At 64.4% G+C, this 19,683-nt stretch carries 18 protein-coding genes and 1 pseudogene; 6 read left to right on the forward strand and 13 right to left on the reverse strand.

The features are described from left to right. Positions 1-25: 25 nt before the first annotated feature. From efeB to OKW38_RS36570, 3 genes are all read right to left on the reverse strand, one after another. Complete coding sequence (gene efeB / locus OKW38_RS36560; RefSeq protein WP_429365311.1) at positions 26-1,339, reverse strand: iron uptake transporter deferrochelatase/peroxidase subunit; 1,314 nt, start codon at positions 1,337-1,339, stop codon at positions 26-28. A gap of 38 nt (positions 1,340-1,377) precedes the next feature. After that, positions 1,378-2,472: a hypothetical protein gene (locus OKW38_RS36565; RefSeq protein ID WP_221307775.1), complete on the reverse strand. Its 1,095-nt coding sequence runs from the start codon at positions 2,470-2,472 to the stop codon at positions 1,378-1,380. A 181-nt stretch (positions 2,473-2,653) separates the two neighbouring features. Then, positions 2,654-4,177, reverse strand: a complete 1,524-nt coding sequence (locus OKW38_RS36570; protein ID WP_429365312.1) for a carbohydrate porin — start codon at positions 4,175-4,177, stop codon at positions 2,654-2,656. A gap of 329 nt (positions 4,178-4,506) precedes the next feature. Here OKW38_RS36570 and OKW38_RS36575 point away from each other — a divergent pair, with 329 nt between their 5' ends. From OKW38_RS36575 to hutC (OKW38_RS36590), 4 genes are all read left to right on the forward strand, one after another. Next, entirely contained in the window at positions 4,507-5,184 is a 678-nt protein-coding gene (locus OKW38_RS36575; RefSeq protein ID WP_090806128.1) for a hypothetical protein, read from the forward strand. A gap of 91 nt (positions 5,185-5,275) precedes the next feature. After that, on the forward strand, positions 5,276-6,112 hold the full coding sequence (locus tag OKW38_RS36580; RefSeq protein WP_429365313.1) for an arylamine N-acetyltransferase family protein: 837 nt from the start codon (positions 5,276-5,278) through the stop codon (positions 6,110-6,112). 23 nt (positions 6,113-6,135) lie between these two features. After that, positions 6,136-6,816, forward strand: a complete 681-nt coding sequence (locus OKW38_RS36585; RefSeq protein WP_090810077.1) for a methyltransferase family protein — start codon at positions 6,136-6,138, stop codon at positions 6,814-6,816. 111 nt (positions 6,817-6,927) lie between these two features. Continuing rightward, positions 6,928-7,713, forward strand: a complete 786-nt coding sequence (hutC, locus tag OKW38_RS36590) for a histidine utilization repressor (RefSeq protein ID WP_429334034.1) — start codon at positions 6,928-6,930, stop codon at positions 7,711-7,713. 15 nt (positions 7,714-7,728) lie between these two features. Here the strand turns inward: hutC (OKW38_RS36590) and hutC (OKW38_RS36595) are convergent, their stop codons facing one another. From hutC (OKW38_RS36595) to OKW38_RS36615, 5 genes are all read right to left on the reverse strand, one after another. After that, complete coding sequence (gene hutC, locus OKW38_RS36595) at positions 7,729-8,541, reverse strand: histidine utilization repressor (protein ID WP_429365314.1); 813 nt, start codon at positions 8,539-8,541, stop codon at positions 7,729-7,731. Further along, the gene (locus OKW38_RS36600) at positions 8,538-9,425 is read right to left on the reverse strand and encodes an amino acid ABC transporter ATP-binding protein (protein ID WP_429365315.1); all 888 of its coding nucleotides are present in this window, start codon (positions 9,423-9,425) and stop codon (positions 8,538-8,540) included. Before OKW38_RS36600 ends, hutC (OKW38_RS36595) begins: the two co-directional genes overlap by 4 nt. Before the next feature lie 13 nt (positions 9,426-9,438). Continuing rightward, entirely contained in the window at positions 9,439-10,101 is a 663-nt protein-coding gene (locus OKW38_RS36605) for an amino acid ABC transporter permease (protein ID WP_429365316.1), read from the reverse strand. 28 nt (positions 10,102-10,129) lie between these two features. Continuing rightward, complete coding sequence (locus OKW38_RS36610; protein WP_018420800.1) at positions 10,130-10,780, reverse strand: amino acid ABC transporter permease; 651 nt, start codon at positions 10,778-10,780, stop codon at positions 10,130-10,132. Positions 10,781-10,868: 88 nt separating this feature from the next. Further along, on the reverse strand, positions 10,869-11,696 hold the full coding sequence (locus tag OKW38_RS36615; RefSeq protein ID WP_090806118.1) for a transporter substrate-binding domain-containing protein: 828 nt from the start codon (positions 11,694-11,696) through the stop codon (positions 10,869-10,871). A 239-nt stretch (positions 11,697-11,935) separates the two neighbouring features. On the opposite strand from OKW38_RS36615, the gene OKW38_RS36620 reads away from it, so the two are divergent. Next, positions 11,936-12,910 carry an isopenicillin N synthase family dioxygenase gene (locus OKW38_RS36620; protein WP_429365317.1) on the forward strand — a complete coding sequence of 325 codons (975 nt, stop codon included), beginning with the start codon at positions 11,936-11,938 and terminating at the stop codon, positions 12,908-12,910. Between the two features lie 11 nt (positions 12,911-12,921). Continuing rightward, positions 12,922-14,370, forward strand: a complete 1,449-nt coding sequence (locus tag OKW38_RS36625; RefSeq protein ID WP_429365318.1) for an FAD-binding oxidoreductase — start codon at positions 12,922-12,924, stop codon at positions 14,368-14,370. Between the two features lie 18 nt (positions 14,371-14,388). Here the strand turns inward: OKW38_RS36625 and OKW38_RS36630 are convergent, their stop codons facing one another. The 5 genes and pseudogenes from OKW38_RS36630 to OKW38_RS36650 all read right to left on the reverse strand — a co-directional run bounded on the left by OKW38_RS36630 (position 14,389) and on the right by OKW38_RS36650 (position 19,498). Then, complete coding sequence (locus OKW38_RS36630) at positions 14,389-14,562, reverse strand: hypothetical protein (protein WP_429365319.1); 174 nt, start codon at positions 14,560-14,562, stop codon at positions 14,389-14,391. 73 nt (positions 14,563-14,635) lie between these two features. After that, positions 14,636-15,154: a DUF2778 domain-containing protein gene (locus OKW38_RS36635; protein WP_429365576.1), complete on the reverse strand. Its 519-nt coding sequence runs from the start codon at positions 15,152-15,154 to the stop codon at positions 14,636-14,638. A 2-nt stretch (positions 15,155-15,156) separates the two neighbouring features. Then, the gene (locus OKW38_RS36640) at positions 15,157-15,642 is read right to left on the reverse strand and encodes an Hcp family type VI secretion system effector (protein WP_429365320.1); all 486 of its coding nucleotides are present in this window, start codon (positions 15,640-15,642) and stop codon (positions 15,157-15,159) included. 175 nt (positions 15,643-15,817) lie between these two features. Beyond that, a pseudogene (locus tag OKW38_RS36645) lies at positions 15,818-15,992 on the reverse strand (ABC transporter substrate-binding protein); the annotation flags it as partial. A gap of 89 nt (positions 15,993-16,081) precedes the next feature. Beyond that, complete coding sequence (locus OKW38_RS36650) at positions 16,082-19,498, reverse strand: alpha/beta fold hydrolase (protein WP_429365321.1); 3,417 nt, start codon at positions 19,496-19,498, stop codon at positions 16,082-16,084. Between the last annotated feature and the right edge of the window lie 185 nt (positions 19,499-19,683).

Genomic DNA, 19,683 nt, shown 5'->3' on the forward strand with positions numbered 1-19,683 from the left:
CGCCCGGCGTGCTTCATTTGCTGCATCACGTCTCGAACAGCCCCGCGCCGACATACGAACCCGGCTTCGCGCCCGGCGGCACGACGAAAATCGCGCTGCCGACGTGAGTCGTGAACTGGTTCATCATGTCGAACTTCGCGAGCCGGTCGTTGATCGGGATGAAGCCGGTGCGCGGGTCGCTCTGGTGCGCGATGAAAATCAGCCCCGCGTCGTACTCGGTTTCCTGGCGCCACGGCGGCCAGCGCTCGATATAAAAGTTCGTGCCTTCGTTGTACGAATACGAGCGGCGCAGAATCTGCGCGCCGTTGTTGCTCGCCGGATTCGACAGACGCACGTGCGAGTTCTCGGGGATCACCGGGTTGCCGTCCTTGTCCTCGGCCTTCAGATCCACCGCGTCGAATTCATGCTTGCTGCCGATCGGCGCGCCGCTGTACTTGTGGCGGCCGAACACCTGTTCCTGGAAACCGAGCTCGGTGTTGTCCCAGTGTTCGAGCGTGATGCGGATGCGGCGCACGACCGTGTAGGTGCCGCCTTCCATCCACGGCGCGTCGTCGGTGGCGCGAGCCCACACGAACTGGTTCATCAGCTCAGGCTTCGCGGTCGCCGGATTGTTGGTGCCGTCCTTGAAGCCCATCAGGTTGCGCGGCGTCTGAGCGCGCGGACCGGACAGAAAACCGGCCTGGCCCCAGCGCATCGCGGCGACGCCGTAGGCACGGCGCGTCAGTTGGCGTACCGCGTGAAACGCAACCTGCGCGTCGTTCGCGCACGCCTGGATGAACAGGTCGCCGCCGGTCTTCTCCTTGATCAGTTGATCGCCGTTGAAGCGCGGCAAATCGACGAGCGCGGCGGGGCGGCGCGACGCGAGCCCGTAGCGGTCCTTGCCGTCCTTCGTGAAGAGGCCGGGGCCGAAGCCGAACGTGATGGTCAGACCGTTCGGGCCGAGGCCCAGCACGTCGCCGGAATCGGGGGCGGCCCGGTCGCCGCCGTCGTCGCCGGCGGGCAGCGCGAAGGCCGTGCCGCCTTGCGTCAGGCGCGCGGCTGCTTCGGTCCACGTGCGCAACAGGGCGATTACGTCGTCGCGCTTGTCGGTGGTCAGATCGAGCGCGGCGACGTAGGTGTGGCTCTGCTGCGGCGTGACGATGCCGCCTTGATGCGGACCGTAGAACGGCTCGGCCGCGAACTGCGGATCGGCGTTCTGGGCGCTATGCGCGGGCGCCTTCGCGAGCGCGGGCGGCGAGGTCGCGAGGCCCGCGCCGAGACTCGCGCCGGCGGCGACCGCCGCGCCCCCCGCCTTCAGGAAGCCGCGCCGTGACGGCCGTGGGGGGTGATCGTTTGTCATGGTCAGTTCACCTTCTTGAAACCTTGCGTGGGTGCCGCCTACTTCGCGAGCACCAGTGTGTTCACGTCGTCTTCGACGTAGTAGAAGCCGTCGCCTTCCGGCGTCATCGCGATACCGAACAGGTCGCCGTTGCCGGGGGGCGATTGCGCCTTGTCGGTATCGATCCAGCGTGCGTACAGCTGCTTGCCGGTCGCCGGATCGATCTCGACGACCTGGCCGTTCAACGCGTTGGTCACCAGCAGGTGGCCATTGGGCGCGGTGACCATCGCGAGCGGACGATGCAGCAGGCCGTCGGCGGTCAACTGGCGGCCGACGCCCGCGCTGCTGTCGCGCGTGAGCGGATCGTCGATCTCGGTGATGCGGTTGCCGATCGCGTCGGACACGTACAGCAGTTTCTGATCGGCCGACAGCGCGAGGCCGGTCGGCCCGACGAGGAACACGCCCTTGTCGGCCTGCGCGCCGAAGCCGCTGCCGATCACGGTTTCCTGCTTCACGACGGGCGGCTTGCCTGCCGGCACGTCGAGGTCGAGGCGCAGCACGGTGGCCTGCTTGAACACGGGCGGATTGCCTTGCGCGTCGCCGACGCCGAAGCCCGCGTTGCTGACGAACAGCGTTGCGCTCGTGCCGTTGTCGACGACCGCCATGTTGCCCCACGGATCGTTGATGTTCGGCGTCGAGATCGTCGACGCGATCTTGCCTTGCGGGTCGATCACGATCAGGCAGCCAGCGCCCTTGGTGCCGGTCGTGCCGTCGTTGCTCGGCGTGCTGCCGACGATCACCCAGCCCGACTTCAGCATCGTCATCGCGGTCGACAGGCCGATGCCGCCCGGGCATTCCTTCAGATCGCGCGGCACGGTCGCGAACACCGTCATCTGTCTGGTGTCCGGGTGATAGTTGATGATCGTGCTGCCGGTGCCCTGCAGGTTCGTCGAGTTGTTGAAGTTGCCGACCAGCACGTCGCCTTTCTTCACGGTGCCCGCGCTGACCGGCGCGACCACGAGCGCGTACGGATTCTGGTCGCCGTTATCCGGCACGGTGTTGATCAGCGTCGTGTGATGCTTGATCGTTTCAAGGAAGCCTTGCGGCTCAGCCTGCGCGCTGGCGGCCATCGTGAGAGCGGCGGCGCCGGCCATCGCGGCGAGCAGGGCTCGCGCGGCGCGCGCCGCAAGCTTGCGCGTGAGTTGATTCACGATTGGGCCTCCGTGCGGGTGCACAAAGCGGGAGTGGCGGTGACGATAGAAAGCATGGGAAGTGCTGGTCCGGTTGCGTGGGGTGGCATGTGCTTGCGAGGATGAAAGCGCGCGGCGGGCGGCGTCAGAAGTTGATATTGGTCCGCATACCGACGACGAAGGTGTTGCGCAGCGGCTGCGTCGGGTCGTTCGGGTTCTGGCCCGCACCGGCGTTGAACGTGTATTGCGCGTCGGCCTGCAACTGCCACCACGGATTGACCTGATATTGGTAGGTCGCCTCGAGCGTGGTTTCGCTGGTGCGCACGCCGTAGGGGCTGCCGTTGAATGCCAGGAAGTCCTTGTCGAGTCCGTTCACGTGACTGCCGACCTTGATGTAGGTCAGCGCGAGACCGGCGCTGTCGTTGTCACGGCCCTTGAACGGCGCCTTCAGCACGACGCCGAGGTTGGCCGCGACTTGCACGAGGTTGCGGTCGCCCGGCGCGCCCATCACGCGCGCGAACACGCCGAGACTGCGTGGTTCGTCGGAGTCGGGGCGCCATACCATCTGATCGGCGACCGCATAGAAGCTGTAGTTGCCGCTGTGATTCGCGGGAATGCCGGTCGACGCCGGATTCGCGAGCGACAGCCCCATGTTGTCGTAGCGCTGATCGGCGAACTTGTTGGTGTTGTACCAGACGCCGAGCTTGTAGGTGCCCGGCAGACCGCCGCCGCCCATGCCGACCATTTCGCCTTGCGCCGGCTGGTTGATCGAGTACTGCAACTCGCCGATCCACAACGCGCCGTTATGCAGGTTGAAGTTCGTGCCGCTCATGTTGTCCGGGTCGTTGCCGAGCGGGTCGCCCGAATACACGCCGGCAAGCGCGGTCAACGAAGGGGTGATCTGGCCGCGCACGCGCACGCCGAGACCCGCGAGCGGATAGGCGGGACCGCCCGACGGCATGTCGTACGAGGGCAGCGCGGGCCAGCCGAACATCGTGTTGAGGAACAGGGCCGCATACGTGCTCGTGATGAATTCCTGGTCGAGACTCTGCTGACCGATCTTCACGTCCACGCGTTTGTTCAGGAACGACTGCTGATACCAGAGCTCCCACAGACGCGTCGCGTCGTCGGCCTCGATGCCGCTCGCGGTATTCAACGTGCCGAGCTTGTTCGCGCTCAGGTTCGCGCCGTGAATTTGCAGTGCGCTGACGTTGAAGAGGCCGCCCGGCAGGCCGAACGCCTTTTGCGTATCCATCTGCAAGGTCGCGGTGGTCAGGCCGTCGTAGTCGACGCCGCGCGCGAGACCGCCGCGCAGATTGGCCAGCACTTCGCTGGTTTCGGTCAGCGTGAAGGTCATGCCGTACTTGCCGAGCCACGGACGCAGGCCGCCCATGTCGCCGAGCAATTGCTGGCGGTTCCAGAGGCCCGTCCACTGGTCGGTTTGCGTCGCCTGAATGTTCAGGTCGGCCTCGGGCGCTTCCGGGTTCGCATCGGGATTGGCTTCGGCCAGCGCCGCGTGGCCGCTCAACGAGGCACACGCGAAGGCCGTGCACAGTGCGACGCGCCGCATCGAAGGCAAACGCGTACGATGAGTTGCGCCGGGACCTGCGCAAGCGTCGCAAACCGGACGCGCATTGGCACGCGATCCATTGAGTTGGGCGAACTTCATCGAAATCCTTATGAGTGTTGTTTCGATCGATGTGATCAATCTGCGACTGCCTGGCGCGACATCGCGTGTTGTCCCAGGCTGCCAAAGCGGCTGATGGCGTGATCGTACGCAGGCGTATTGCGGCAGTCAACACAAATGAGAACGATTCGCAACAATATTACTGGCATGTAATTCCCGGATTTACGGACTGCGTCTAAACTTTATGAGGACGTAAACAGATATTCATTGGCGCGTAATGAAAACGTATTGATGTAGTCAGGCCGAACGTGCGAAACGGCGAGGTGTCGAAGCGCACGAGTCACCCCGAAAGTCAAAGTAAGGAGGTAGAGATGGGCAAGCGCATTCTTCTGGTTTCGTTGCTGGTGAGTGGTGGTCTGTTGCTGGGCGGCGCAGCGCACGCGCAGTTGAATCTGAAGCAGTTCGGCATCGGCGGGGGCGGCGATAGCGCGGCGGGTGCCGGGGCGTCGTCGGGCGGCGTGTCGCAGTTGCTGCAGAGTTACGTGGGCGCGAACCAGCAGGTGCTGAGCGGACAGTCGAGCCTCGCGTCGGCGATGGGCATGACGAGTGCCGCCGGCCAGGCGCAGCAGGCGGCGGGGCTGCTCAGCGGCGGCACGCCGTCGGTCAGTCAGTTGACGCAGGTCGGCAGCACCCAGCAGTCGCTGTCGCAGAAGCTGACCGATGCGTTCGCGAATCATGCAAGTGGCGGCGCGTCTGCGACGCCGGTCAACAAGGAAGCGTTCACGCAGGGTCTATCGTCGCTCGGCAAGGGTGTGAGCCAGTATTCGAGCTTGCAGTCGGGGCTCGGCAGCCTCGGTCAGATGAGTCCGTCGTCGCTGCTGCAATCGGGCCTCAATCCGCAGACCGCGCAAAGCGCTTCGTATATCGCGCAATCGGCGCCGGGGCAGTTGCAGTCGCTGATGTCGACGCTGAGCTCGGCCGTGCAGTTCGCATCGAGCCACGGCATCACGGTGCCGTCGATCGCGACGTCGGCGTTGAAGGGCTTGTAGGCGCGTTTTCGCTTCGTCCCGCGCGCGGTCGAGTCAGCGCCGAAAGCCGCTATGACCGCGTCGAACCCGCAACCCAACCGGAATTCCGCCGATGTCCCACACCATCAATCTGGAAAGCTACTTCGCCCGGATCGGCTATCAGGGCCCGCGCGCCGCCACGCTCGACGTGCTGCGGGCGATTCACCGGCTCCATCCCGCCGCGATCCCGTTCGAGAACCTGAACCCGTTGACGCGCCGGCCCGTCAGGCTCGAGCTCGAAGCCGTCGAACGCAAGCTCGTGACCGAAAAGCGCGGTGGCTACTGCTTCGAGCAGAACATTCTGTTCGCGAACGTGCTGATGCAACTCGGCTTCCGGGTCACGCCGATGCTTGCGCGCGTCGTGTGGGGCCGCGACCCCGGCACGATTGCGCCGCGCACGCATATGGTGCTGCGCGTCGATATCGACGGCGACGCATGGATCGCCGACGTCGGCTTCGGCGCCGTGACGCTGACCGCGCCGCTGCGGCTGACCGCCGGCCTCGCGCAGCCGATTCCGCTCGGCACGTTCCGTCTCGCCGACGCGGGGCGCGACACCGTCTATCTCGAGGTGCTGGCGCCGGACGAGAGTTGGACCCGCGTTTATCACGTCGATCTGCGCGCAGTCGAGTGGATCGACTACGAAACCTCGAACTGGTACACGTCGACGTCACCGGATTCGAAGTTCGTTCATAACCTGCTGGCGTGCCGCGTGTTGCCCGAACTGCACCTGGCGCTATTCAACGATCAGTTCAACGAGCGCGACGCACGAGGGCGGATCGTCAACGAACGGCGCCTCGCGAGCGCCGCCGAACTCGCCGACTGTCTGCGTGAGCGTTTCGGCTTGAATCTGGAGGACATCGATATCGCCGACGTGTTCGAGCGCGTGCGCACGCGCGATGAGGCCGCATGAGCCGACCGCTCAAGGGAGCCGCGATGGTCGCACGTCTGATCCTGCAATCGCTGGCGTGGCTGGTTTTCATGGGCGTGCTGCTGTTCGGCGCGGCCGGCACGCTCGCGTGGCCGGCAGCGTGGTGGTATCTGTTCGAGCTGGCGGTATTGAGCCTGTGGCTCGGCTTGTGGCTCGCGCGTCATGATCCCGCGCTGCTCGCGGAGCGGCTCGCGCCGTTCGTGCAGGCGCAGCAGAGCCGCTGGGATCGTGTGTTCATGGCCGCGATCGGGGCCGCGTGGTGCGGCTGGCTGATCCTGATGGGTTTCGACGCGATGCGGTTTCGCTGGTCCGCGCCGCTGCCGTCGTGGCTCATGGGCCTCGGCGCGTTGTGCGTGTTCCTGTGCATCTTCACGTGCCGGTTCGTGTTTCGCGCGAATAGCTATGCCGCACCGGTGGTCAAGATTCAGTCGAGCCGCGGGCACAAGGTCGCCGACACCGGGCCCTACGCGTACGTCCGTCATCCGATGTACGCGGCCGCGCTGGTGTTCTTCGTCGGCACGCCGCTGATGCTCGGCTCGTGGTGGGGGCTCGTGGCGCTGCCCGTGATGGGGTACGGGATGGGCTGGCGCGCGGTGCGCGAGGAGCGGCTGCTCGCCGGGCAGCTCGACGGCTACACCCAATACATGGCTCGTGTGCGTTACCGTTTCGTGCCGTTTATCTGGTAGCGCGTTCCGGCCGTCTTCCAGCGTCGAACCGGGTAAGATTGGGCCCGGCCGTCGGAGAACCGGCCACGGTGTACCTCATGTACCACCGGCGAACCACCGATGAGGTTTGGAGTGAAAACAACGACACAGGCGCGTATAGCGCCCGCCGCACAGGCCGGGCAGAAACAGCATTCCGCCGAACGCGATCGCGATCGCGACACGCCGGTCAAGGCGATGCCCGCCTACGAGCAGATCAAACGCTACGTGCTTCAGCGCATCAGCGAAGGCGCATGGAAGCCGGGCGGGCTGATCCCTTCCGAAACGGAACTGGTCAAGGAGTTCGGCGTCGCGCGCATGACGGTGTCGCGCGCGCTGCGCGAGCTGACCGCCGAGCGCGTGCTCACGCGCGTGCAAGGCTCGGGCACCTTCGTCGCGCCGCAGCGGTATGAATCGACGGTGCTGGAGATCCGCAATATCGCCGATGAAATTGCCGCGCGCGGTCATCGTCATTCGGCGCGCGTGCTGACGCTCGAACCGAGCGACGACGCCGACGCGCTCGAAGCGCTCGGTCTCGCGAACGGTCCCGCGTTTCATTCGTGCATCGTGCACAGCGAGGAGGGCGAGCCGATCCAGTACGAGGACCGCTTCGTCAATCCGAAGGTGTTCCCTGAATATCTACAGCAGGACTTCTCGGTCGAAACGCCGAATCACTACATGGTGCGGCTCGCGCCCGTGCAACGCGCCGAGTTTCGCATCTACGCGCAAAAGCCCGACGCCCATGTGCGGCGTCATCTGATGATGGATATCGGCGAGCCGTGTCTGCTGCTGTGGCGGCGCACGTGGGTCGGCGAGAACGTCGCGACGTCGGTGCGGCTATGGCATCCGGCGTCGCGTTTTCATCTGGCGGGGACCGTCTAGGGCCTGAAGCGCGCGTTATCCCTGGCGCTGCGAGGTATTCGGCGAAAAGCGGCAGCCGAGCCGATAGCGCGAACCCGGATGCACGAAACGCGCGAACGTCACGGCGACGCCGCCCGTCCATGTGCGGCGCGTCAGCGTCAGGCACGGCTCTTCGGCGTGAATGTCGAGCAGCGCTGCTTCGGCAGGCGTCGGCAGCGCCGCGTCGACCACGTGTTCGAGATCGTGCATCGGCACGACCGTCAGCAGATACTCGGACGGCTTCAGCGCCGAGAAATCGTGCTGCAGAAAATCCGGCGCGACGGCCGGATTCACATAGCGATCTTCGAGTTGCACCGGCAGACCGTTCTCGCGATGCACGCAGATCACATGAAACACCGAAGCGCCCGGCGCCAGCCCCAAGGCGTTCGACACCGTGACCGACGCGGTCTCGCGCTGCAACAGCACCATATCGCAGCGATAAGCGTGGCCGCGCGAGCGGATCTCGTCGCCGATATGGGCGATCATCAATAGCGTGGACTGCGGTTTGTTCGGCGCGACGAAAGTACCGACGCCCGATAGGCGCGTGACGAGCCCCGCGTCGGCGAGTTCGCGCAGCGCGCGGTTGACCGTCATGCGCGAGACGCCGAGCGTCGCGACGAGGTCGAGCTCCGAAGGCAGACGGTCGCCCGCCTGGCGTTCGCCCGAGCCGATGATCTGGCGAATGTGCTGTTTGACCTGCTCGTAGCGCGCGGCCGGCGCTTCGTCGCTGCCGCGCGCGATTTTGGCCGCGGCGCTGGCCGCGCTGGCGGACGATTTGCCATGAGGCTTGTTGCGAACGGTGGCGCTCATAGGGGCGGGGTGTCGTCGGGGCCGCGCGTCCAGAACGCATTGCGGTCGAAGTAGTTTTGCAGAAATTGCCGCAGACGCGGCTGCGCGGCATCGTGAAACACGTCGCGCGGTTTGCCCTGCACGGCGATGCGGCCTTGATCGATGAATACGACCTTGTCGGCGACCTGCGCGGCAAAGCCCATTTCGTGCGTGACCACGGCCATCGTCATGCCGTCGCGCGCGAGCTGCTTCATCACCTGCAGCACCTCGCCGACCAGCTCCGGATCGAGCGCCGAGGTCGGTTCGTCGAACAACATGATGTGCGGCTCCATCGCGAGTGCGCGCGCAATCGCGACGCGTTGCTGTTGACCACCCGACAGTTTCGCCGGATACGCGTCGCCCTTGTGCGAGAGGCCGACCGTCTCCAGCATCGCGCTCGCGCGGCGGCGCGCTTCGCCGTGCGACAGGCGCCGCACGCGCAGCAGCGCTTCCATCACGTTGCCGAGCGCGGTCATGTGCGGCCACAGGTTGAACTGCTGGAACACCATGCCGACGTTGCGGCGCACGCGGTTGATCTCGCCCTGCGAGGCGCGCACGCGTTTGCCGTTGCGCTCGGTATAGCCGAGCAGCTCGCCTTCGATGCGCACGTCGCCGTGATCGTAGGTTTCGAGCGCGGCGAGGCAGCGCAGCAGCGTGCTCTTGCCCGAGCCCGACGGCCCGATGATGCAGACCACTTCCGAGCGCGCGATCTCGAGATCGACACCGCGCAGCACCTCGACATCGCCGAAGCGTTTGCGCAGATCGCGCACCTCGATCAGCGGCGCGGCATTCGATGCGTTCGCCGTTGCGCTGGCGGACGGCGCGGAAGATTGCGCGGGGGAGGACATGTCGGCGATGGCGTTCATAGGTGTTCCGGAATCATGCCATGAAGCGTGCGAGGCGGGCTTCGGCCCACATGCCCGCGCGCGAGGTCAGCTCGACTAGAGCGAGATAGCACACGCACAGCACCAGCAGGGTTTCGACGAAAGCGAAGGTGGCCGAGCCGATGCCGGTCAGCACGAATGTCAGTTCGGGCACCGTGACGATCGACAGCACTGCCGTTTCCTTGCTCAACACGATGATCAGATTGGTCAGCGCGGGCACGATCAGCACCATCATCTGCGGCGCCTGGATGCGCAGAATCGCCTGCCAGCGGGTGAGTCCGAGACACGCCGCCGCTTCGAGATGGCCTTTGGGCACCGACTGGAAGCCGGAGCGGAACGCCTCGGCGAAATACGCGCTGCCGTAGAGACCGAGGCCGACGATGCCGGCCGTCATTGGTTCGAGCGTGATGCCGATGGACGGGCCAGCGTAGTACAGCAGAAACAGCTGCACGAGAAACGGCGTGCCGCGCAGCAACTCGATGTAGACACGCAACATGGCGCGCAGCCAGCGTCCGCAGAACAGTTGCAGCACCGCGATCAGAAAGCCGATCGCGAGACCGATTGCGACGCCCGCGACCCAGCTGGCGAGCGTCGTGGCGAGGCCGGCGGCGATCGGCTGCAGGTTGTGCGTGATGACGGTCGGGTCGAACGTTTGCATGGCGAGGTTCGCTTAAACGTGAGTCGATTCAGGCGTGCTGCAAACGGTGTTCGGCCGCATGCGCGACGAGCGCGAGCGAACCGCAGATCACGAAGTAGATGAGCCCGGCCGCGACATACGCTTCGAGCGGCCGGTAAGTGCTCGCGGCGATGTTCTGCGCGGTGCGCGTCAACTCGGCGACGCCGACCACCGAGATCAGCGAAGAAGCCTTGATCAGCAGCACCATTTCGTTGACGAGCGACGGCAGCGTCAAACGGAATGCTTGCGGCACCAGAATGCGCCGCAGCGTATCGAGCGGGGAAAGCCCGAGCATGCGCGCGGCTTCGAGATGTCCGGGCGGAATGCTCAGAAAACCGCCGCGCAGAATTTCGGCGATATACGACGCGGAGCACAGCGACACCGTGCTGATCGCGGCGACGATCGGCGACACGTTGATGCCGGCGAACGGCAGCAGGTAGTACACGAGCAGCAGCTGCACGAGCATCGGCACGCCGCGAAAGAAGAACACGTAGGCGCCGCCCGCGAGGCGCGCGGCGCGATGCTGCGACAGCCGCGCGGTGCACACGCCGATGCCGACGAAGAATCCGATCACGAGCCCCGTCAGCGAAATGCCGACGGTGGCGAGCGCCGCATGCAGCAGCAGCGGCAGGCCCTGAACGAAGACGGTCGTGTTGAACATGGGTCGCGGCCGATGGAAGGGGAAGGGCGACGCGCGCCGCGCTACGGCGAAACGATTGCACGTCGCGGGACGCCCACGTTGAAGACGCTCAGTAGTTCGGCGTGGGCATCGTGGACGGCATCTCCATCGCGACACCGAACCACTTTTTCTGCAACGCGGCGAGGCGGCCATCCTTCTGCATCTTCACGAGCGCTGCGTTGAACGCGTCGGCGAGCGGTTTGCTGTCGGCGTCCTTACGCAATGCATACGCGAAGTACACCTTTGCGCCGAACGGCGGCTGCACGACCGCGAACATCTCGGGGCGCTGCTTCGCGACATACGCGATGTTGGTCATCGAGTTCGCTGCCGCGGCGATGCGGCCCGCCGCGAGGTCCGCGTAAGCCTGATTGTTGTCGACGTACTCGCGGATTTCAGGCTGCTTCGGTAGCGTGGCCGCGTAGCTCTTCAACTGGTCCAGCTGCGCGGTGCCTTTGCCCGCGCCGACCGTCTTGCCCGCGATATCCGACGATTGCTTGATCGACGCATCGTTCGCGCGCTTGAGCAGCGCGTCGGTCGCATCGGCGACGGGCAGCGTGTACGTGTAGCGTTCCATGCGCGCCTTCGTGACCGTCAGCGGGCCACCGACCATATCGAATTTGCCTGCTTCGAGACCGGGCAGCACACTCGGCCACGGCAGATCGATGAAGCGCACCTTCACGCCGATTTCCTTGCCGATCTGCGCGAACAGCTCCTTGTTGAAGCCGGCTTGCTGACCGTTCTCGAGAAAGTCGAATGGCGCGAACTGCATTTCGGTGCCGACCACCAGTTCGCCGGCTTTCTTCACTTTGGCGAGCTGGTCTTCGGCGTGCGCGGCGACGCTTGCCGCGCACAGCGCCAGCATGACCAGACGACATTTCCAGCCTGCAAGGATACGCATGGGGTTCTCCGGGGGCGAATTGGTGTTGGATTGCCGGCGTGTCGAAGTGTTCGTTCCAGACCCGCCGCGCCGGCGGCGCGATGCGGGCCTCGCTGGGCAGTATATACCGCGTTTCCGGCGAAAAATAAATGCTCGCGTGAGTAGAGAAAAGCCCTGATCTCGAGGCGTGCGAAGCAACTTGCGGCGCTGCTTTTGGCGGTATATACCACTGCAATACCGATCCTCGAAGGAGCCGCGCGATGGCCGTGACCCGCATTCCGATCATCGATGTCGCCGGCGTGCGCGCGGGCGATCAGCAGGCGCTCCGACGCGTCGCGAAGGAAATTCATGAAGCGTGTACGACGATCGGTTTTTTCTACATCGTCAATCACGGCGTGCCGCAAGCGAAGATCGATGCCGCCGCGCAGGCCGCGCGCACTTTCTTCGCGTTTCCGGTCGACACGAAACGACGCGCGGCGGTCAATCATCGGCATCGCGGCTTCAATGCGCTTGGCGACGCGACGATGTATCAGGCGAAGCGGCCCGATTACAAGGAGTTCTTCAGCATCGGCCTCGAACTGCCGGAAGACGATCCCGACGTGCTGGCGGGCCAGGCACTACGCGGGCCGAACAATTGGCCGGACTTCATGCCCGGCTTGCGGCCGGTGCTGTATGACTATTACGAGGCGGTCGGCGCGTGCGGGGCCGATCTGCTGTGCGCGGTCGCGGTGAGTCTCGGCATCGAAGAAAATTTCTTCGCGCCGCGCTACACGAAGCGCATGCAGCGCACGCAAATGGTCTACTACCCGCCGCAGCCGCAGCAGTCGGACGAAGATCAGTTCGGCGTCGCGCCGCACACCGACTACGGCTGCATCACATTGCTGTGGCAGGATCAGGTGGGCGGCCTGCAGGTGCGCGAAATCGCCAACGATACGTGGGTCGAGGCGCCGCCCGTCGAAGGCAGCTTCGTCGTGAACGTCGGCGATCTGCTCGCGCGCTGGACCAACGACCGCTTCCGTTCGACGCTGCATCGCGTGATCAATGCATCGGGGCGCGAGCGCTATTCGATCGCGACGTTCTACGATCCGACCTACGGCGCGCTCGTCGATCCGCGTGAGCTCGGCGCAAGCGACGCGCAAAGCAAATATCAGCCGGTCGCCGCGGGCGACTATATCCTCGGCCGCATCAACGATTCGATGGGCTACCGCAAGAAACTCGCCGCTACCGCACAGTAAGGACCTCCTGCATGACAGAACCGAGCATCACCGACGACAAGACGACCCAGACCGCAACCCCAACCGCAACCGCAACCGCACCGCTCGCGACGACACTCGAGGCCTTGCGCGCCGCGCTCGGCGTCGACGCGGTGCGCGTCGGCGAACAGATCGGCGAACGCGCGCTGACGGACTGGACGCGCCACGAGCCGACGCGTCCGGCGGCGCTGCTGATGCCGCGCACGACCGACGAAGTATCGCGTGCGCTCGCGATCTGCCACGCCGCGCATCAGCCGGTGGTACCGCAAGGCGGTATGACCGGACTCGCGGGCGGCTCGATCGCGCGCGCCAACGATATCGCGTTGTCGCTGGAACGCCTGAGCGGCGTCGAAGAGCTCGACGCGGCGTCGGCCACACTGACCGTACGTGCCGGCACCACGTTACAGGCCGCGCAGGAAGCCGCCGAAGCCGCGGGCTTCGAACTCGCGCTCGACCTCGGCGCGCGCGGCTCATGCCAGATCGGCGGCAATCTCGCGACCAACGCGGGCGGCAATCGCGTGATCCAGTCCGGCACCGCGCGCGACCAGGTGCTCGGGCTCGAAGTGGTACTCGCCAATGGCGACGTGCTCAGTTCGCTCGGCAAGATGGTCAAGAACAACACCGGCTATGACCTGAAGCACTGGTTCATCGGTTCGGAGGGCACGCTCGGCGTGATCACGCGCGCGGTGCTGCGGCTGCATCCGCGACGTGCGGCGCGCCATACGGCGCTCGTCGCGCTCGACGATTACGATGCCGCGGTGAGCCTGTTGCGCCGTCTCGCGACGCGCTTCGGCAACGACATCGGCGCGTTCGAGATCATGTGGCCGGACTTCTACGATTTCGGCGTGAAGCTGACCGGCACGCGCTCGCCGTTCGACGCCGCGCATCCGCTCTATGCGCTGATCGAACACGCGGGCTTCGATGCCGACGACGCGGGCGAACGTTTCGCCCAGGCGCTGACCGATGCGCTGCAAGCGGGCGCGCTGCGCGACGCGGTGATCGCGCAATCGGTCGCCGATGCGCGCGCGCTATGGGTGATACGCGAGTGCACCGCGGAGTTTCCGATCAAGCTCGATCCGATCAACTTCGACGTGAGTCTGCCGATCGGCGAGATCGGCACGTTCGTCGACCGTTGCCGCGCGGCGCTCGATCAGCGCTGGCCCGGCAACCGATCGTATTTTTTCGGGCATATCGGCGATTCGAATCTGCATCTGACCGTGGATGGTCATTCGATTCCGGGCGTCGAACATCACGCGGTCTATGCGTTCGTCTACGAGATGCTGAGGCCGTTGCGCGGGTCGGTGTCGGCGGAGCATGGCATCGGTTCGCTGAAGCGCGAGTTCCTGCCGATTTCGCGCTCACCGGCCGAGCTTGCGGCGATGGTCGCGATCAAGCGTGCGCTCGATCCGAACGGCATTTTGAATCCGGGCAAGCTGTTCTGAGTTTCGATGAGAAGCAAATCAACGACCTCTCCCTCGCGTGCAAGTCCGCCATATTTTCACGATCAGCACATAAAGAACGATCGCCACAATCAGATCTATAGCCGTCATTGCGGCGATGTAAAGCAGTTCATAATCGGCCACTTCGAGCTTATCGGAGATTTCGATCAATATTTGCTGCTGCTCCAGCGTCATGGGTGATGGGTACGTGTGGACATACCGCACCGATAACAAAAGCAAAGCCAAAAAAAGAAACAGCTTGCAAAGTCTACGGGCAAGTGTCGCCAATTGTCGTTACCTCGATCCATCCGTAAGCGTGTAGCCCTGAACTACCGGCCTGAATAGTCGGCGTATGCAGGAGCGCATGTCGAAGCCTGCTAAAGTCCGTGACGCTTTTCAGCGTGATACATCCGAATGAAACACCGTCGCCGCCAACCGGATGCAATCGGAAGTTACCGCGCTTGACGCCGTTCACCCAGGTCCAGTCATCGATTGTTCCGTCGTTCCGATAGAGGGCGAACCATTCGTCATGATGAGACGGATTTCCACGGGCAGCATTGTATGCATCCTTGATCAACGCCTGTAATCGCGATGCGATTCCGCCGGTCGGCCGCGCCACTATCCAATACTTCCCGGCTGGTAGAGGCCCCTTGCTGACGGCCGCTGTACATCCCCCGCGATTGCGGTAAATGCCGTCACCAGAGAAAGCCGGGAACGCCCCTATACCGGGTACTACTAGCGTCAAGGTCGGCGCGTTATCGACTACAAATTTCCCTTGTAGAGGCATGATCAGGATCGCTTCGTCCAACTGTCCGTGAACTGGATGTTGCCGTCGATATAGTGCCAAGTGATGCGTTCATACAATAACCCGACCGATTCGACATGGTTAAGCTGAGACACTGCAGCGATTTTGGCGTTCGCCATTCCAGGGTTGACGCCGACCACCTTCACACCCTCCAGCAGCATGACAAAATAGACTTCCTCCTGCCCGGCATCATTAATTCGATACCACTTCAGCTCTGCGGATTGCAATGATTGCCCCGTGGCAACGGCTTTGTACAGATAAGGGCTGGAGGCGTCAAACTCTTTTTCAAGATTCATAGGGGAGTGGTTGCGCGGTCCGGTAATGTCGCCTCTCTTGTTATCGACCGGAAGATTCACGCCGTGACTGAATCCGATTATCTCGATACTTCCTTCACGTCCTTGCACCGTAGCAGAGCCTTTGATATCAGCCCCGCCGTCATCTTTAAGCCACATGTATGCTGGGATTGGCACTTGCCGTTCCTTTCGTTGAATTGCGGTCCAGAGACTCTTAGCGCCTCGCCTTTACGACAGGGTCGATACTAACGTATTAATCACGCCTCGTGATTTTGAGATAATGGTCGAACAGAACCACCCAATATTGCGACACGCAAGCTTGTATCAAAATCTATTGTTTATGCTTGGCTTGATTGTCCGAATAGGCGATCGACTGCGCATGCAACAGCACGTCCTTCAGGCCTTCGACGGTACTGATATCAGCCTTCCGCGCACCGTCGCGCACGACCACGCCGGTGCGCGAATCCGCGAGCCCACGCGCGAACCCGGAATGGCTTGCCCTGCTCGATCAGATCGTCTAGCGCATGAATGCGCAAGCGCAACCATACCGGGACGACCGCGCGACGAGACCCCAACACGCGCAGATGACGCGTGGCGCATCGGCCATGCTCCGCCGTCAATGCGCATTCAGATAGCCGACGATCAACGGATAAACATCGACCGCCGCGTTCTTGCCGAAGATGCAGTCGATATGCCCATACCCTGGGATCAGATGCCGCTCGTACGGCTGCTCGGGGAAGCGCTCGCGCAGCAGGTCGTAAGTGCGCGCGGTGCTGACCGGCAGATAGGTTTCGTTCTTCTCGCCGTGAATGAAGCCGATCGGCAAACGCATGCCCTCGAGTCCTTTCATGCCGTCCGCGCCGGTCAGATACACGTCGTCGCCGCGCGCATCGACGACCTGGCCCGCGCGCACCATCGTGGCCAGATGCTGGAACACGGCCATGTCGTGAATGCCGAACAGTTCCTGCAGGTTCGCATGCAGCGCCTCGTTCAGCTTGTCGTGCTCGTAGAGCAGGCCATACAGGAACGTCGCGCGATGACAGATCGGATTGCCGCAGCCCTCGCCGTGATCGAGCGGATAGAGACGCAGCGCTTCGTCGAACAGGTTCGCGGGCCACGAATCTTCCTGCGTATAGGCGGTGAGGTCGCGTATGCGCAGATGCTGCATCAGGTCGGGAATATGCAAGCCGGCCTTGATCCGTTGCAACGTGCCCGGCACCGGATGCGCGGACACCTGCGAAATCACCGCCGAGCGCACGCCGTCGAGCCCATGGAGAAGCGACATGCTGAGCGCGAGGCCGCCCAGGCAGTGGCCGAGTACCTGAATGTTCGGCGCGCCGGTCACTTCGCGAATCTTCGCGACGGCGGCGGGAATGTCCTCGCGCGCGACTTTGTCGACGTTGGTCGGCACGAGCACGCTCGGCAGTTCGATGCTGACGCGCAGATCGACGAGCCACACGTCGTAGCCCGACGCGTACAGATATTCGACGAGGTTGGTCGGTATCAGATCGGTCGAGAAGATGCGGCTCGATACGCCCGAGCCGTGGATCAGCAGGATCGGCTTCGCGGCTTTGCCCGCGGCCGGATCGCAGTAGCGCGTGAGCTTGAGCCGCGTGCGGTCGGGTGTGTCGAAGTACGTGACCTGCGGCGCCGGCGCGCGCAGCGTGCGTTTCGCGCGCGGCGGTATGTATGGATCGTAGAACTGCAGCGGCGCGGCCACGCCGCCGTATTCGGTGAACAGCACGCCCGCGAAGAACTTGCCGAACTTCAGCGTCCATTCGAGGCGCGTCTTCAGGTCGGGCGCGTGTGTGACTTCGAGCGTGCGTTGCTGCTTCAGGAAGTTTTCGGGCGTGATGATCAGCGTCGCGGTGCCGACGACGGGCGCATCGTCCTGCGCCGCGGCGCGAATCTCCGCATACAGCGTGTTGGTCTGCTCCCACAGGTTGATCGGCGACGTGCGCGTGATGATCTTCTTGCCGGTCAGATACCAGGTGTTGCCTTCGACCGCGTCGAGCGTCATCCGGTAGTTCATGTTGCGTTCGTCGACGTCGGATTCGTCGACGACGAACAGGTTGAACGTGCCGTCGCTGATCGTCAGCGGTTGGGCGGACAGGGCGGGGCAGGTCAGTGTGCCGGCGGTGCGCGCGAGGTGATTCGGGTTGCTCAGCATGTCGGCGAGATCGTCGGACTCGACCGTCAGCGTGAATTCGATCGCGCTCTTCGCGGCTTCGCCCGCCACGCTGGGCGTGTAGGTGCCGACCATCGTCTCGGTGAAGCGCAGGCCGATCTTCTGTGCGGGCGGCGCGGCGGCGGTGCCCTTCGACATGTAGTCGATCGACCAGTCGTGCGCTTTGGCCAGCAGCGCGCAATTGCGCTCTGCGAGCGCAGAGATGGTCAGGAGCGGATTGACGCCGAGCGACATCGGCATCACCGCGCCGTCCATCACGTAGAGGCCGTCGTGCACCGCGACGCCGGCCGTGCCGCTGAACACGCGGCCCAGATGATCGACCACGCCATGCGCGGCGTCCTCGCCCATGCCGCAGCCGCCGAGCGGATGCACGGTGACGGTGTGCCGGCCGGCGGTCTTCGTCGAAATCGGGTTGCGCAGATATTTGCCGCCGAGCGGTTTGGTCGCCTCGATCAGCACGTTCTCGATGCTCTGGAAGATCGGCTGACGTCCCGCGTTTTTCCATTCGATGCGCGCACGGCCCTTGTCGCCGACCGTGATGCGGCCGCTTTCGTCGTCGTGCGCCATCACGAGGTAGCTTTGCGTGTGATTCAGCGCACCGTGGTACGGGCCGCGGATCAGGCTTTCGAGCGCACGCGCGTCATAACTCATGCGCTCGAGCAGCGACGGGGCTCCAGCCGCATCCACGCCTTCGAGCGGCGCGACCGCGCCGAGCATGCCGACGAGCGCCTCGCCGACCGCACCGGCCAGCGAGCCTTCCTCGATCACATAGCCGTCCTTGACGTTTTTCTCGTCGGCGCGATTGTCGATCAGGCCGGTGATGGTCGGCCCGACCGGCGGAATCTGCCCCGGCTTGTGCTCGCCCCAGCCGACGCCGTTGATCGTGTCGCTGGTGTTGTATGCGAAGGCGAGCACGTCGCCGTTGCCGGTGAAATGCTGGCCGAGCATCTCCGACGTGCTCAAGCCCGCGTCGCGCGAGCGCAGCAGCAGCGCGGTCGAGCCGATCGTGCCCGCCGCGACGATGACGATATCGGCCAGCACGAACAGATCGGGGGCGTCGTAGCTTTCGCGGCCGAGCTTCACGAGCTGGAAGTTGACCTTCCATTGCTGCGTGTCGGGATCGCGCAGCACCGAATGCACGGCCGTGCCGGTGAAAATCTGCGCGCCGTGGGCGACCGCGTCGGGCAGATAGTTCATGTGGGTCGAATTCTTCGCGTCGTAGTTGCAACCGGAGTTGCAATCGCCGCAACCGACGCAGCGCTGCTGCTCGACGCCCGCCGCGTTCGGACCGTCCTTGAACGTGACCGTGATCGGCGGACGGCTGAAGCGGTCGGCCATGCCGAGCGCCTGCGCCGATTTTTCGAGCGCCTGCAGCTTCGGCAGCGGCGGGAAGTCGTCGGGCACCGGCGACGGTGACAGCATTTTCCAGGCGAGCGCATAGCCGTCGTCGCGTCCGGCTTGGTCGGCGCGCAGCGCGGCCGGCCAGCGCGGGTCGTCCCACAGGCGCGGATCGGCCTCGAGCGCGACGTTCGCATTGATCAGAGACGTCCCGCCGAGCCCGCAGCCCACCACCGCGTTGACGTCTTCGTTCACGTGCACTTCGAGCAGCGCGAGCGGCGAACCGATCAGCGCCTCGGCCGTGTTGTACTGGATCTGCTCGACGCCCTGCACGGGCGTGCGCGGATATTCGCCGGCCATGAATTCGCGGCCGCGCTCTAGCACGCACACGCGACGGCCCGCGCGCGCCATGCGGCTCGCGGCGATCGCGCCGCCGTAGCCCGAGCCGATCACGACCACCTCGTAATGCCGTTGCAGCGCCGTCGGCGCGCTCGATAAGCGGTTCATCAGGACCACCTCGTCTGGAATCGGATGCGGGGAACGGAAGCTCGACTTCGGAACAAAGACGGCGTGCTGCGGGAGCTTTTTTATCGTAGGCGGAATATCGGCGCAAAAAAAGCGCGCCGTGGAGGGCGCGCCGAAGTCGTAGCGTGCGACGTTCAGGGCGGCACGCCCGGCCGGCCGTTGCCGGG

The sequence above is a fragment of the Paraburkholderia sp. MM5496-R1 genome, from assembly GCF_050436205.1.
GTDB classification, from domain to species: Bacteria; Pseudomonadota; Gammaproteobacteria; order Burkholderiales; family Burkholderiaceae; genus Paraburkholderia; species Paraburkholderia tuberum.

What these genes read in the sequence shown, in the direction of transcription:
- OKW38_RS36625 (WP_429365318.1), top strand. Translation starts at nt 12,922, where the DNA reads ATGACAGAACCGAGCATCACCGACGACAAGACGACCCAGACCGCAACC.
- OKW38_RS36565 (WP_221307775.1), bottom strand. Translation starts at nt 2,472, where the DNA reads ATGGCCGGCGCCGCCGCTCTCACGATGGCCGCCAGCGCGCAGGCTGAG.
- OKW38_RS36610 (WP_018420800.1), bottom strand. Translation starts at nt 10,780, where the DNA reads ATGTTCAACACGACCGTCTTCGTTCAGGGCCTGCCGCTGCTGCTGCAT.
- OKW38_RS36585 (WP_090810077.1), top strand. Translation starts at nt 6,136, where the DNA reads ATGGTCGCACGTCTGATCCTGCAATCGCTGGCGTGGCTGGTTTTCATG.
- OKW38_RS36575 (WP_090806128.1), top strand. Translation starts at nt 4,507, where the DNA reads ATGGGCAAGCGCATTCTTCTGGTTTCGTTGCTGGTGAGTGGTGGTCTG.
- OKW38_RS36635 (WP_429365576.1), bottom strand. Translation starts at nt 15,154, where the DNA reads ATGCCTCTACAAGGGAAATTTGTAGTCGATAACGCGCCGACCTTGACG.
- OKW38_RS36650 (WP_429365321.1), bottom strand. Translation starts at nt 19,498, where the DNA reads ATGAACCGCTTATCGAGCGCGCCGACGGCGCTGCAACGGCATTACGAG.
- hutC (WP_429365314.1), bottom strand. Translation starts at nt 8,541, where the DNA reads ATGAGCGCCACCGTTCGCAACAAGCCTCATGGCAAATCGTCCGCCAGC.
- OKW38_RS36605 (WP_429365316.1), bottom strand. Translation starts at nt 10,101, where the DNA reads ATGCAAACGTTCGACCCGACCGTCATCACGCACAACCTGCAGCCGATC.
- OKW38_RS36615 (WP_090806118.1), bottom strand. Translation starts at nt 11,696, where the DNA reads ATGCGTATCCTTGCAGGCTGGAAATGTCGTCTGGTCATGCTGGCGCTG.
- OKW38_RS36620 (WP_429365317.1), top strand. Translation starts at nt 11,936, where the DNA reads ATGGCCGTGACCCGCATTCCGATCATCGATGTCGCCGGCGTGCGCGCG.
- OKW38_RS36570 (WP_429365312.1), bottom strand. Translation starts at nt 4,177, where the DNA reads ATGAAGTTCGCCCAACTCAATGGATCGCGTGCCAATGCGCGTCCGGTT.
- OKW38_RS36600 (WP_429365315.1), bottom strand. Translation starts at nt 9,425, where the DNA reads ATGAACGCCATCGCCGACATGTCCTCCCCCGCGCAATCTTCCGCGCCG.
- OKW38_RS36630 (WP_429365319.1), bottom strand. Translation starts at nt 14,562, where the DNA reads ATGACGCTGGAGCAGCAGCAAATATTGATCGAAATCTCCGATAAGCTC.
- OKW38_RS36580 (WP_429365313.1), top strand. Translation starts at nt 5,276, where the DNA reads ATGTCCCACACCATCAATCTGGAAAGCTACTTCGCCCGGATCGGCTAT.
- efeB (WP_429365311.1), bottom strand. Translation starts at nt 1,339, where the DNA reads ATGACAAACGATCACCCCCCACGGCCGTCACGGCGCGGCTTCCTGAAG.